This is a genomic window from Halorubrum sp. CGM4_25_10-8A (genome assembly GCF_005435025.1).
In the GTDB taxonomy this organism is placed as follows: Archaea; Halobacteriota; Halobacteria; order Halobacteriales; family Haloferacaceae; genus Halorubrum; species Halorubrum ezzemoulense.
The window spans coordinates 122432-135622 of sequence record NZ_SGTX01000007.1 but is presented as its reverse complement, the minus strand read 5'-3'; the positions used below and the strand labels follow the sequence as shown (position 1 = coordinate 135622).

Annotated in this window: 11 protein-coding genes; 10 read left to right on the top strand and 1 reads right to left on the bottom strand. The window is 70.2% G+C overall.

From position 1 onward, the window contains the following. Positions 1 to 103 precede the first annotated feature (103 nt). From EXE52_RS09680 to EXE52_RS09635, 10 genes are all read left to right on the top strand, one after another. Positions 104 to 1150, top strand: coding sequence for a low specificity L-threonine aldolase (locus EXE52_RS09680; RefSeq protein ID WP_089307655.1), 1047 nt, complete (start codon positions 104 to 106; stop codon positions 1148 to 1150). A 159-nt stretch (positions 1151 to 1309) separates the two neighbouring features. Next, positions 1310 to 1666, top strand: a complete 357-nt coding sequence (locus tag EXE52_RS09675) for a DUF2209 family protein (RefSeq protein WP_086215790.1) — start codon at positions 1310 to 1312, stop codon at positions 1664 to 1666. After that, positions 1663 to 3021, top strand: a complete 1359-nt coding sequence (gene hflX / locus EXE52_RS09670; RefSeq protein ID WP_089307656.1) for a GTPase HflX — start codon at positions 1663 to 1665, stop codon at positions 3019 to 3021. Before EXE52_RS09675 ends, hflX begins: the two co-directional genes overlap by 4 nt. A 146-nt stretch (positions 3022 to 3167) precedes the next feature. Continuing rightward, positions 3168 to 5129, top strand: a complete 1962-nt coding sequence (gene acs, locus EXE52_RS09665) for an acetate--CoA ligase (RefSeq protein WP_089307657.1) — start codon at positions 3168 to 3170, stop codon at positions 5127 to 5129. 297 nt (positions 5130 to 5426) lie between these two features. After that, positions 5427 to 7217 (top strand): bacterio-opsin activator domain-containing protein, encoded by a 1791-nt coding sequence (locus EXE52_RS09660; RefSeq protein ID WP_089307658.1) that lies wholly within the window; start codon positions 5427 to 5429, stop codon positions 7215 to 7217. 98 nt (positions 7218 to 7315) lie between these two features. Further along, the gene (gene acs / locus EXE52_RS09655; protein ID WP_089307659.1) at positions 7316 to 9310 is read left to right on the top strand and encodes an acetate--CoA ligase; all 1995 of its coding nucleotides are present in this window, start codon (positions 7316 to 7318) and stop codon (positions 9308 to 9310) included. Positions 9311 to 9418: 108 nt separating this feature from the next. Beyond that, on the top strand, positions 9419 to 9886 hold the full coding sequence (locus EXE52_RS09650) for a DUF4212 domain-containing protein (RefSeq protein ID WP_089307660.1): 468 nt from the start codon (positions 9419 to 9421) through the stop codon (positions 9884 to 9886). Then, positions 9883 to 11604 carry a cation acetate symporter gene (locus tag EXE52_RS09645; RefSeq protein WP_049929581.1) on the top strand — a complete coding sequence of 574 codons (1722 nt, stop codon included), beginning with the start codon at positions 9883 to 9885 and terminating at the stop codon, positions 11602 to 11604. The genes EXE52_RS09650 and EXE52_RS09645 overlap by 4 nt, the downstream gene beginning before the upstream one ends. Beyond that, positions 11604 to 12065, top strand: a complete 462-nt coding sequence (locus EXE52_RS09640; RefSeq protein ID WP_089307661.1) for a universal stress protein — start codon at positions 11604 to 11606, stop codon at positions 12063 to 12065. The genes EXE52_RS09645 and EXE52_RS09640 overlap by 1 nt, the downstream gene beginning before the upstream one ends. 102 nt (positions 12066 to 12167) lie before the next feature. Continuing rightward, positions 12168 to 12443, top strand: a complete 276-nt coding sequence (locus EXE52_RS09635; RefSeq protein WP_089307662.1) for a hypothetical protein — start codon at positions 12168 to 12170, stop codon at positions 12441 to 12443. 22 nt (positions 12444 to 12465) lie between these two features. Here the strand turns inward: EXE52_RS09635 and EXE52_RS09630 are convergent, their stop codons facing one another. Further along, positions 12466 to 13122, bottom strand: coding sequence for an NAD(P)-dependent oxidoreductase (locus EXE52_RS09630; RefSeq protein ID WP_089307663.1), 657 nt, complete (start codon positions 13120 to 13122; stop codon positions 12466 to 12468). Between the last annotated feature and the right edge of the window lie 69 nt (positions 13123 to 13191).

Sequence of the window (13191 nt, the reverse complement as noted above, 5' to 3'; positions counted from 1 at the left end):
GAACCGACCGCGCCGAGCGCGGATCTCCCGTCCCGCGTTCGCTGCGCCGCTCGCTCGCCGAGCGCGGGATATATGCCCGGCGCCGCGGTAGGGCCTACAACAGATGTCCGACGACGAGTTCATCGACCTGCGGTCCGACACCGTCACGACGCCCTCCGAGGAGATGCGCGACGCGGCCGCGACCGCCGAGGTCGGCGACGACGTGTACCGCGACGACCCGACGGTCAACGAGTTAGAGCGCCAAGCCGCCGACGCGGTCGGCACCGAGGCCGCGCTGTACGTCCCCTCTGGGACGATGGCCAACCAGATCGCGGTCCACGCGCACACGGAGCCGGGCCAAGAGCTCCTCTTGGAGCGCGAGTCGCACATCTACCGCTGGGAGCTGGCGGGGGCGGCGAAGCTCTCCGGCGTCCAGACGCGGACGATAGACGCCGGCGAGCGGTGCGTCCCGACCCCCGAGGCGGTCCGCGAGGGGCTCGTCGACGAGGACCTCCACCGCCCCGGGACCGGTCTCCTCACCGTGGAGAACACCCACAACTACCGCGGCGGGATCGCGGTCCCGGTCGACCGGATCGCGGCCGCGGCCGAGGCCGCCCGCGAGGCCGACGTGCCGGTCCACCTCGACGGCGCGCGTGTCTTCAACGCCGCGGTCGCGCTCGGCGTCGACGCGAGCGAGATCGTCGCCCACGCCGACAGCGTCACGTTCTGTCTCTCGAAGGGGCTCGGCGCCCCGGTCGGCTCGATCCTCGCCGGCGACGAGGCGTTTATCGAGGACGCCCGCCGGGTCCGCAAGCTGTTCGGCGGCGGGATGCGCCAGGCCGGGATGATCGCCGCGCCGGCGCTCCGCGCGCTGGAGAACGTCGACCGCCTCGCGGAGGACCACGCAAACGCGGAGCGGCTCGCGGCCGGCCTCGACGCGCTCGACGGCGTCGACGCGCCCGCGCCGGACACGAATATCGTCGTTGCGGACACCGAAGCGGCCGGCATCCCGGCCGAGTCGCTCTACGCGGCCTGTAAGGACGCCGGCGTCGGCTGCGTCGAGTTCGACGACTACACGACGCGGTTCACGACTCACCTCGACGTCGACGAGGGCGACGTCGACGAGGCGGTCGACCGCGTCGCGGACGTCGTCGACAGCCTCCGGAACTGACCGTGCCGTTCGGGCCGCCGGGCCGCTCTGCGCGGCGACCCACGAAAACGTTCAATTCGACGGCCCACGTACGGCCTCGCATGGACGCACGAGCAGTCGACGCGAACGCGCGCGCCGGTCGAACGGTGGTGGACGGTTCCCGCCCCTGAGGTCGTCGGCGTGGACATCAGCGGCCGTCACGAGGAGGACGGCGAGTACCTGATGGTCGCGGCCGCGGTCCACGCGCGGATCGACTCCTCCCGGATCCGCTCCGTGGAAGGGATGGGGTTCGCCGCCGCGCGCGAGGGGCCGACGCTGGAGGCGACCGTCGCGCTCGCCGCCGACGCGGTGGGCGACCTCCCCGCGCCGCCCGACGGTCCGATCGTCGCCGAGGGCGGCGAGTTCTACGAGGAGCCGGCCGACCGCGTCGGACTCAGCTTCCAGCCCGAGTTTAAATACGTCGAGAGCATAGGCGAGCGCGAGACAGTGCAGGCAGCACACCACGCCGCGTACGCGGTCCGGGACCTCCTCCGATGAGCGACGGCGCCGGAGCGGGGGCGGCCGACGCCGACTCAGGAACCGACGGACGCCGAGCGGTCGTCGCCAAACGCGTCGACTCCGGTGCGGCCGACCTCTCCGAGATCCGTCAGTTAGCGGCGGCGGCGGGCTACGACGTGGTCGGCGAACTCACCCAGACCCGGACCGAGGACGCCGCGTTCATGTTCGGCGAGGGGAAGGTTGCGGAGCTGCGAGACCTCGTCCGGCGCGCCGACGCTGACGCGGTGATCATCGACAACGACGTGGGGCCGTACCAGACGTTCAACGTCGGCGGGAAGCTCCCCGAAGGCGTCGAGGTGGTCGACCGATTCACGCTCATCCTCGAGATATTCGGCCAGCGCGCGAACACGCGGAAGGCGCAGCTCCAGGTCGAGCTCGCGGAGCTTCGCTACGAGCTCCCCCGGGCGGAGGCGAAGGCGAGCCTCGCGAAGCGCGACGAGCGCCCCGGGTTCATGGGGCTCGGCGAGTACGACGAGAGCGTCGAGCGCGACATCAAACGACAGATATCCGAGATCCGCGACGAGCTGGCGTCGATCGCGGAGAAGGAGGAGGCGCGCCGCGAGCAGCGCCGCGACTCCGGCTTCGACCTCGTCGCGCTCGCGGGGTACACCAACGCCGGGAAGTCGACGCTGATGCGCCGGCTCGCGGACGAGCTGGCGGTCGACGAGAACGCCGAGCGTCACCGCGACCTCGACACCACCGCGGAGTCGCAGGACATGCTGTTCACGACGCTCGGGACCACGACGCGCCGGGCCGAGATGGAGAAGCGCGACGTGCTGCTGACGGACACGGTGGGGTTCATCGCGGACCTCCCCCACTGGCTCGTGGAGTCGTTCGAGTCGACGCTCGACTCGGTGTACCGCGCCGACCTCGTCCTCCTCGTCGTCGACGCGAGCGAGCCGGTCGAGGCCATGCGCGAGAAGCTCGTCACGAGCCACGACACCCTCTACGAGCGCAACGAGGCCCCGGTCGTCACCGTGTTCAACAAGATCGACCGGCTGGAGCCGGGAGCGCTCGCCGACAAGCGCGCCGCGCTCTCCGGCGTCGCGCCCGACCCGATCGCCGTCTCGGCGAAGACGGGCGCCGGGGTCGCCGAACTCCGCGACCGGGTCGAGGACGAACTTCCCGACTGGGAGCGCGAGCGGCTCGTCCTCCCGGTCTCCGACGAGGCGATGAGCCTCGTCTCGTGGGTCCACGACCACGGGTACGTCGCCGAGGAGACGTACGCGGGCGACCAGGTGACCGTCGACTTCGAGGCGAAGCCCTCGATAGTCGCCCGCGCCCGGGCGAAGGCTGCCGAGATGGCGGCGGCGCCCGCCGAAGAGTCGGCCTGACCGCCGCGGGTCGGGCGCTCGCCGAAGACCGTCCGACCGCCGCCCGGCCCCGCGCAGACCGCTCCGGCCGGACCGTCCTGCCCGGACCGTTTCGCCCGGCGAGCGGTCGGACAAAGTATACGTTCCTCCGCGGGCCATCACGTGGTATGGACGACTCCGGTGGCGGGGGGCGGCTGACAGACGGCGACGAGGACGTCGTCCCGCCGCCGGCCGACTTCTTGGAGCGAGCCGCCGCCGATGACCCGGGTGTGTACGAGCGGTTCGAGCGGGAGGGGCCTGACGCGTGGCGCGCGGCGGCCGACCTCCTGACGTGGGACCGCGAGTACGAGACGGTCCTCGACGACTCCGAGCCGCCGTTCTACGAGTGGTTCCCGGACGGGCGGCTCAACGCCGCGGCGAACTGCGTCGACCGCCACCTCGACGACCGCCGGAACCAGCTCGCGATCCGGTGGTTCGGCAAGCGCGGCGAGCGCCGGTCGTACACCTACCTCGACCTCCACCGCGAGGTGAACGCGGTCGCGGCCGGGCTCCGCGACCTCGGCGTCGAGGAGGACGACGTGGTCACGCTGTACCTGCCGATGGTCCCGGAGCTACCGATCGCGATGCTGGCGTGCGCTCGCATCGGCGCGCCGCACAACGTCGTCTTCGCGGGGCTGTCCGCGGAGGCGCTCGCGACCCGGATCGACGCGGCCGACTCCGAGTACCTGATCACCTGCGACGGCTACTACCGCCGCGAGGACGCGTTCAACCAGAAATCGAAGGCGGACAACGCCCGGATCCGCGCCGAGAGCGAGCTGTCGGCCGCCGTCGTCGTCGATCGCCTCGGCGACGAGCTGGCCGTCTCGCTCGGCGACGACGAACACGAATACGGCGCGCTCGTCGACGCGCACGACGGCGAGACCGTCGAGCCGGTCGCCCGGGACGCGACGGATCTGCTGTTCGTGATGTACACCTCGGGCACGACCGGCCGGCCGAAGGGGGTCGAGCACGCGACGGGCGGCTACCTCGCGCACGTCGCGTGGACGACGCGGAAGGTCTTGGACGTGCGCCCGGACGACACCTACTGGTGCGCCGCCGACATCGGCTGGATCACCGGGCACTCCTACGGGGTGTACGGCCCCCTCGCGACCGGGACGACCACGGTGCTGTACGAGGGATCGCCCGACTACCCCGACCGCGACCGCGTCTGGGACCTGATCGAGCGCAACGCGGTGAGCGTCTTCTACACCTCACCGACCGCGATCCGGTCGTTCATGAAGTGGGGCGCGGAGTACCCCGAGTCGCACGACCTCTCGTCGATCCGCCTGCTCGGGACGGTCGGCGAGTCGATCACGCCGAAGGCGTGGCGCTGGTACCGCGAGCACGTCGGCGGCGGCGACGCGCCGGTCGTCGACACGTGGTGGCAGACTGAGACCGGGGCCATCGCGCTTGCCACCCTCCCCGGAATAACCCCCATGAAACCGGGGAAGGTCGGCCCGCCGCTGCCCGGGATCGACGCCCGCGTCGTCGACGAGGACGGCGAGCCGGTCGATCCCGGCGAGTCCGGGTACCTCGCGCTCGCGTCGCCGTGGCCCGGAATGTTGCGCGGGCTCCGGGAGGGCGACGAGCGCTACCTCCGGGAGTACTGGCTCAGGGGCGAGGACGGCTGGCGCTACCGGACCGGCGACGGCGCGACCGTCGACGAGGACGGCTACGTCACGATCCTCGGTCGCGTCGACGACGTGATCAACGTCCGCGCCCAGCGGTTCAACACCGGGGAGCTGGAGGCGGCCATCGTCGACGCCGACGGCGTGACCGAGGCCGCCGTCGTCGGCGACGGCGACGGCCGCATCGTGGCGTACGTGACGACGAAGAGCGGCGTCGAGCCCGACGAGGGGCTCCGCGACGCCGTCGCCGACCGGCTGGCGGGGGCGGTCGGCGACGTGGCCCGCCCGGACCGGATCGTGTTCACCCCGGAACTTCCGAAGACGCGCTCCGGGAAGATCATGCGACGGTTGCTGGAGGACATCGCCCGCGGCGAGGAGTTCGGCGACGTGAGCGCGCTCCGGAACCCGGAGGTCGTGGGCGAGATCGAGTCGACCGTCAGAGACGAGAACAGCCGGCCGTAGCTTCGGTCGCCGCCACCCGCCCGCGACGCCGGCGAACGTTCCGCACCGGTCGGCTTCCGTCTGCTGCCACCGACCGTACAGCCCCTTTTGCCGCGTCGGCGTGTCGGGATGTCGGGGCGGGATCGCGTTGGCGAGGGTGCGGGCGGAAGTATTTCGGGAATGCGAGCAGATGCGAAGTACTTCTCCGGAACATCGTTTCCGAACGGAGGAATCTCGCCACGGCGCGGTAGCTCAGGGGACCGAGATCCGCGTTTCCGGAACAGTTTTGTTTCGGCTTCTTGTTGGTTCCCGAAACGAATGGTCGACGGACTCGACGCGGACGCCTACGACGCGCTCGTCACCGCCGCGGAGACGTATCGAGCGGCGCTCGTCGTCAGGCTGGCGGGCGAGGCCGGCCTCCGGACGGAGGAGGTAACCCGCGTCGCCCCGCGACACCTCCACGAGGCGGAGTCGGGCGCCGGCGCGCGGCTCCTCGCGGTACCGGCGGCCGAGGACGGCGAGCGTGAGGACGGAGACGGGGCGCCGCCGGCCGACATCGACGAGCGGATCGACCGCGAGACCGTCGTTCCGGCCTCGTTGGCCGCCGACCTCGACCGGTACGCGACGAGCGAGGGGCTCGGCGCGGACGACCCGTACGTCGACGTCTCGCCCCGCCGGGTCCAGATGATCGTGCGCGAGACGGCGGCGCGAGCGGCGAATCGCACCGACGCCGCCCCCGAGGAGCGGGTCACGCCGAGCGCCCTCCGGAAGACGTTCGCCAGACGGCACCTCGTCGACCGAGATGTCGACCCGCGCGCCGTCCGCGACGCCGGCGGCTGGGAGTCGCTCGGCACGCTCGACCCGTACCTCGACCCGCTCGACGGGGAGGCGCTGGCGGCCGCCCTCGCCGTCGACGCCGGCGCCGACGCCGACGCCACCGTCGGGCGGACCGGGACGACCGTCCTCCCGGGGTTCGAGGCGCTCACCGAGTCCGGGCCGTCAGACCCCGTCGCCGCCGTCGCCGCCGGGCTGACCGAGGCGGACCGCTGGACAGAGGCGTGGTTCGCCCGTCGGGCGGTCGGGGGCGAGCGGGTCGAGATCGCCGCGACCGCGGGCGTCGACCGGGCGACGCTCGCGGAGCGCGACGTGTCCGCGCGGGGCCCGTGGCAGGACGCGATAGCCGACGAGGCGCCGGTCTCGACCGACGGCCGACAGGAGACCGGCGGCCGGCCCGCGGTCGCGGTGCCGGCGGCCTACGAGGGCGCGGTCCACGGCGCGCTCTGCGTCGTCGCCGCCGCAGACCCGGTCGACGGCGCGGAGACGCGTTCGCTCGCGGTCCTCGGACGCTGCCTCGGTCGGCTGATCACCGCGGACCGGTGGCGGGAGCTGCTCCACTCCGACGCGGTCACCGAGGTCGAGTTCCGCGCGACCGACGACGGCGCGTTCCTCGCCCGGGCGAGCGAGCGGCTGGACTGCCGGATCGAACTGGCCTCGACCGTCGACGTCGACGACGAGGTCTCCCGGGCGTACCTCTCCGTCGACGGGGCCGGTCCGCAGGAGTTCGCGACCGTCGTCGAGGAAGTCAGGGGCGTCTCCGACTTCCGCGTGATCGAGACCCGGGAGGACGGGTGTTCGGCGTCGGTGCGCCTCGCGGGCGGGTCGCTCGTCAGGGCGCTCATCGACCACGGGGCGACGGTGCGCGACGCGTCGGCCGCAGACGGGCGGGTCCGCGTCGTCGCCGACTTCCCGGAGGGAACGAACGTCAGGCCCGTCGCCGACGGGCTCCGCGACCGGTTCGCGGGCGTCAGGCTGGCGAGCAAGGAGTCGGTCGCGCGCTCGCCGCGCACGGAGTCGGCGCTGCGGGACGGGATCGCCGACCGGTTCACCGACCGCCAGTGGGCCGCGCTGTCGGCGGCGTACCACGGCGGGTACTTCGACTGGCCGCGCGGCAGCACGGCCGAGGAGGTCGCCGACGCGATGGACGTCTCCTCCCCGACGTTCCACAACCACCTCCGAAAGGCCCAGCGCGCCCTGCTCGACGGCGTCTTCGAGGAGGACGGAGATCGGGCCTCCCGCGAGGACGGGAGGATCGTCGGCGCCGACGAGTAGGGGCCGTCGAGCAGGGCGCCTCGCCGGGGTATCCATCACGATTTTTCGTATTTAGCGTCAGCGTTTATATGGTGATATTGGTTGGATACGACCGTACCATGACAGAGGGAGACGGCCAACTGGAAGCGAGATTAGCGGAGCAAGAGGTGTTCGAGCCGTCGGAGTCGTTCGTCGAGCAGGCGAACGTCTCCGACCCGGAGATATACGAGGAGTTCGAGGAGAACTGGCCGGAGTGTTGGGAGACGGCCGCCGACCTGCTGGAGTGGGAAACCGACTACGACCGGGTGCTCGACGACGACGACCCGCCGTTCTACGAGTGGTTCACCGGGGGCGAGCTGAACGCGTCGGCGAACTGCCTCGACCGACACCTCGACGACCGCGGCGACGAGGTCGCCATCGAGTGGGTCGGCGAGCCCGTCGACGAGGACGACCGCTCGTACACCTACGAGGAGCTCCACCGCGAGGTGAACGAGTTCGCCGCCGCCCTTCGGGAGCAGGGCGTCGAGGAGGACGACGTGGTCACGATGTACATGCCGATGATCCCGGAGCTGCCGATCGCGATGCTGGCGTGCGCTCGCATCGGCGCGCCCCACAGCGTCGTGTTCGCCGGGTTCTCGGCCGACGCGCTCGCGACGCGGATGAACGCCGCGGAGTCGGAGTACCTCGTCACCTGCGACGGCTACTACCGCCGCGGCGACCCGCTCGACCACCTCGACAAGGCGAACGAGGGGCTCGCGGGCGTCGACCACGACACCACGACCGTCGTCGTCGACCGGCTCGGGCCGAACGGCGACGACTTCGGTCACGACCTCGGCGGCGACCAGCTCGACTACGGCGACCTCGTCGCGGCCCACGAGGGCGCCGAGGTCGAGCCCGTCACCCGGGACGCCGAGGACATGCTGTTCCTGATGTACACCTCGGGAACCACCGGGAAGCCGAAGGGCGTGAAACACACGACCGGTGGGTACCTCTCGTGGGTGTCGTGGACCTCGCAGTCCGTCCTCGACATCAAGCCGGATGACACGTACTTCTGCTCTGCCGACATCGGGTGGATCACCGGTCACTCCTACATCGTCTACGGGCCGCTCTCGCTCGGCACGACGACGATGATGTACGAGGGGACGCCCGATCACCCCGAGCAGGACCGGCTCTGGGAGATCGTCGAGGAGTACGAGGCGACCCAGCTGTACACGGCGCCCACGGCGATCCGCGCGTTCATGAAGTGGGGCGCGGAGTACCCCGACCGTCACGACCTCTCCTCGCTGCGCCTGCTCGGCACGGTCGGCGAGCCGATCAACCCGCGCGCGTGGAAGTGGTACTACCAGCACATCGGGGACGAGGAGTGCCCGATCGTGGACACGTGGTGGCAGACCGAGACCGGCGGGATGATGGTGACCACGCTGCCCGGCGTCAAGGACATGAAACCCGGCGCCGCGGGACCGCCGCTGCCGGGGCTCGACGTTCAGATACTCGACACGCTCGGCGAGGAGGTCGAGCCCGGGAAGGCGGGGTACCTCACGGTACAGAAGCCGTGGCCCGGCATGCTCCGGACGCTGTACAACAACGACGAGCGCTACATCGAGGAGTACTGGGCGGAGTACTCCGACACCGACAGCGACGACCCCGACGACTGGGTGTACTTCCCGGAGGACGGGGCGAAGATCGACGAGGACGGCTACATTACCGTCCTCGGCCGCGTGGACGACGTGCTCAACGTCTCCGGCCACCGGCTGGGGACGATGGAGATCGAGTCCGCCATCGTCGGGGTCGAAGGGGTGGCGGAGGCGGCCGTCGTCGGCGGCAATCACGACATCAAGGGCGAGGCGGTGTACGCCTACGTGACGACCGAGGACGGCTACGAGGGCGACGACGAGCTCCGCGACGCGATCGTCGCGGGCGTCGAAGACGCCATCGGCCCGATCGCCCGGCCCGAGCAGGTCGTGTTCACGCCCGACCTGCCGAAGACCCGATCCGGGAAGATCATGCGCCGCCTGCTGGAGAACATCGCCGACGGCAAGGAGCTCGGGAACACGAGCACGCTTCGGAACCCCGAGATCGTCGAGGAGATCCAACAGAAGGCCGACGCCGAGTAGCGCTCGGCGCACCGTTTTCGATCCGTCTCAGCCACGACCACGACGGACGACGCGACGGCAACTATCACGAAAAACTCAGATAAACAAACTCACGACTCAGGCCAAAACATGACAGATAATACCTCACGCGAACGGGACGACGCGGTCACCGACGGGGGGCGCGCATCCGACGACGCGGCCACCGACGGGGGCGTCGCCTCTGCCGGAGCCGCACAGACGCACAGGGACACCGACTACCTCAGCGAAGAGGTGAACCTGCTGAAACCGAGCACCGCGTACATGCGGGACCATCTCAGGATCGTCTGGACCGGATTCATCGTCTGGGCGCTCGCCGTCTTCGGCCCGGTGACACTGACGATGCTCGCTCCGGGGCCGATGACGACGACGACGGTACCGGTGCTCGGGTTCCCCCTCCACTACTTCCTCGTCGCCTTCGGAGCGCCGACGAGCGCCCTCGTCTTGGCGGCCGTCTACGCCCGTCAGCGCGACAAGTTGGACGATAAGTACGGCATCGAACACACCGCCGCGGAGCCCGCGGACTCCGGGAGCGTCGACGACGGGGGGCAGCAGGGATGATGGCCCCGCTTCAAGCCGAGGCGCTCGACATCTCGTTCAAGCTCCTCCCGGCGATCATCGTCTTCCTGATGATGGCCTCGTTCCTCGTCATCGGGTTCGTGTTCAAGGTGGCGGACGCCGAGGGCATGTGGGTCGCCGGCCGGGGTATCGGCAACATCGAGAACGGGATGGCGATCGGCGCCAACTGGATGTCGGCCGCCTCGTATCTCGGCCTCGCGGGGCTAGTCGCGCTGTCCGGATTCTACGGGCTGGCGTTCATCGTCGGCTGGACCACCGGGTACTTCGTCCTGCTCATCTTCCTCGCGGCGCAAATGCGCCGGTTCGGGAAGTACACTGCGCCGGACTTCGTCGCGGACCGGTTCAACTCCCCGATGGCACGCGCGCTGGCCGCGTTCACCACGCTGCTCATCGCGTACGTCTACTCCGTGGGCCAGGCCCGCGGGATGGGGCTCGTCGGCCAGTACGTCTTCGGGCTCGACATCGTCCCGATGATCGTCGTGATGATGACCATAACGGTCGGGTACCTCGCGCTCTCCGGAATGCTGGGCGCGACGAAGAACATGGCCGTCCAGTACGTTATCCTCATCATCGCGTTCCTCGCGGGCGTCTACGTCGTCGGCTTCTCGCAGGGCTACTCCACCGTGCTTCCGCAGATCGAGTACGGCACCCTGTTCAGCGAACTCAGCCGGCAGTTCTCCGAACCGTTCATCGGCGGGAACAGCTACTACCTCTGGGTCGCGACGGCGTTCTCGCTCATCGTCGGGACCTGCGGACTCCCGCACGTCTTGGTCCGGTTCTACACGGTCAAAAACGAGCGCACGGCCCGGTGGTCGACGGTCTCGGGGCTGTTCTTCATCATGCTCCTGTACTGGGCCGCGCCGGCGATGGCCGCCTTCGGCGTCGACCTGTTCGCCGCGGTCAACAACCTCTCCCCGGACGCCGTCTACAGCGGCCAACAGGCGATGTCCGGCGCGGAAGGGGACGTTATCGTCGTGCTGGCCGCCCAGTTCGCGAGCCTGCCGCGCTGGTTTGTCGGCCTCGTCGCCGCCGGCGGGATGGCCGCGGCCATCGCGACGACCGCCGGACTGTTCATCACGGCCTCTTCGGCCGTCGCACACGACATTTACTCGGAGCTCATCAACCCCGACGCGACCCAGCGCCAGCAGGTGCTCATCGGGCGGGCGACCATCATCGGCATCGGCGCCCTGGTCACCGTCACCGCGTTCAACCCGCCGGCGCTCATCGGTGAACTCGTCGCCTACGCGTTCTCGCTCGCCGGCACCGTGCTGTTCCCGATGTTCTTCCTCGGGCTCTGGTGGGAGAACACCAACCGCCAGGGGGCCTTGGCCGGGATGTCCGTCGGTCTCCTGCTGTGGATCACTTCGATCATCAACAGCGTCCTGCCCGCCTACCTGGGCTTCCTCGCCGACATCGCCGGTGGCTCCGGACAGGCGATCGTCCCGATCTACGCCCAGTACGTCCCGCCGATCGGCGCTGCTTTAATCGGAACGCCGCTCGTGTTCCTCGTCACGATTGTCGTCTCGATGGCGACGCCGGAACCGCCATTGGAGACCAAGCGGATGGTGCGCCAGTGTCACAGCCCCGAACCGATGGGGCAACAGCAGACCGCCGAGGACGTGGTCGCCGACGGCGGTGAAGACGTCGCGACGGACGGTGGTCGCGCAGTTGACGACGAGACGACGGAGGAGGAGCGATAATGTACGACCGCATCCTCGTTCCCACCGACGGCAGCGACGTCGCGGAGGCAGCGGTCGACCACGCCCTCGACCTCGCGGAGAAGTACGACGCCGAGGTCCACGCGCTGTACGTCGTCGACATCGACTCCGTGAACATCAGCCTCGGGACCGAACAGGTGGACCGAATCAAGCAGGGTCGGTTCGACGAGATGGACGAGCTGAAAGAACAGGCCGAAGCGGCGACCGGCGTCGTCGCCGACCGTGGCGCCGAGCGCGATGTCGACATCATCGAACACGTCGCGGGCGGGCGACCCCACAAGGTGATCGCCGACTACGCCGAGAATCACGATATCGACATCATCGTGATGGGGAGCCACGGCCGCGCGGGCGTCCGCCGCGCCCTGCTCGGCAGCGTCACGGAGCGTACCCTGCGCTCGACGCACGTCCCCGTCCTCGTCGTCGACTACCTCGACGAGGACTGAACCCCGAGGTTCGGTTCCTCGCCGACGGACGGATCGACTCGCCGCGCGGTCGACGCCGCGCGATTCCGCAACACCGACGTATCCCCCTCAGCCACTCACCATATGCCCGACTCGGACGCCGCGGAGACGCCGGACGACGAGCTGACCGACCCGAGCGTCGCCGACCGCGCCCGGCACGTACTCAGCGAGAACGGCACCGGAATGTTACAGGACCTGCTGTTCGCGCTCGTGTGGGTCGGGCTCGCGTCGTCGCTGTACAACGTCGCCTTCTCGGCGGCCCCGCAGTGGGTGCTGTACATGTTCATGCTCGCGGGGATCCCCGCCTACTTCGGCTTCTTCATCTCGCTGGAGATCGCCAAAGAGCAGAGCGCGCGCTAACGCGCCCGATTACTCTCGCCGTTCACCCGGCGAGTTCGCGAATATCACCGACGTCGAGTAACCGCTCGTCCGGATCCAGCGCGGCGCGGTACGTCGCCCGCGCGACCGTGTCCACGGAGAGCGGCCGCGACTCGCCGAGCCGGGACGCGATCGGCCGCGCGCTCGCGACGAACCGGAGGAGGCGGTCGACCACGCCGGGAACGTGCGGCTGTCCCTCCCCGTACACCGGTCCCGGTCGGAGGGTGACGGCGTCGAGGTCGAGGTCGGCGATCCCGGTCTCGGCGCGTCGCTTGGCCGTCAGGAAGGCGTTCCGGACGCCGGGCGGCTTCCCGGCCGCGGAGAGGAAGACGAACGCGTCGACGCCGGCCCGCTCCGCCTCCAGCGCCGCGAGGAGGGCCGCGTCGCCGTTGACGCGCTCGAAGGTCACGCCGTCGGTCGGCGCCTCGGTGAGGGTCCCGACGGCGTGAACCACGGCGTCGACGCCGTCGAGGCGATCGCGCCACGCGTTCGGCCGGAAGAGGTCGGCGCTCGTCCACGAGACGTCGTCGACCCAGTCGGCGGCGAGGTCCGGGCGGCCGCCCCGCGAGACGCTGCGGACCTCGTGGCCGTCGCGGACCGCGAACCGACAGACGCCGCGTCCGATGAACCCGCTGCCGCCGACGACGAGGAGGGTGGACATGCGCCGGCGTACGCTCCGCGCCGTCTTGGGACTTCGGGACGGCGAGCCGAGAGAGACCGACGAGGGACT

Bases quoted from the DNA above. Each gene is read 5' to 3' on its own strand.
- EXE52_RS09680 (WP_089307655.1), top strand. From the start codon at position 104: ATGTCCGACGACGAGTTCATCGACCTGCGGTCCGACACCGTCACGACG.
- hflX (WP_089307656.1), top strand. From the start codon at position 1,663: ATGAGCGACGGCGCCGGAGCGGGGGCGGCCGACGCCGACTCAGGAACC.
- acs (WP_089307657.1), top strand. From the start codon at position 3,168: ATGGACGACTCCGGTGGCGGGGGGCGGCTGACAGACGGCGACGAGGAC.
- EXE52_RS09660 (WP_089307658.1), top strand. From the start codon at position 5,427: ATGGTCGACGGACTCGACGCGGACGCCTACGACGCGCTCGTCACCGCC.
- acs (WP_089307659.1), top strand. From the start codon at position 7,316: ATGACAGAGGGAGACGGCCAACTGGAAGCGAGATTAGCGGAGCAAGAG.
- EXE52_RS09650 (WP_089307660.1), top strand. From the start codon at position 9,419: ATGACAGATAATACCTCACGCGAACGGGACGACGCGGTCACCGACGGG.
- EXE52_RS09645 (WP_049929581.1), top strand. From the start codon at position 9,883: ATGATGGCCCCGCTTCAAGCCGAGGCGCTCGACATCTCGTTCAAGCTC.
- EXE52_RS09640 (WP_089307661.1), top strand. From the start codon at position 11,604: ATGTACGACCGCATCCTCGTTCCCACCGACGGCAGCGACGTCGCGGAG.
- EXE52_RS09635 (WP_089307662.1), top strand. From the start codon at position 12,168: ATGCCCGACTCGGACGCCGCGGAGACGCCGGACGACGAGCTGACCGAC.
- EXE52_RS09630 (WP_089307663.1), bottom strand. From the start codon at position 13,122: ATGTCCACCCTCCTCGTCGTCGGCGGCAGCGGGTTCATCGGACGCGGC.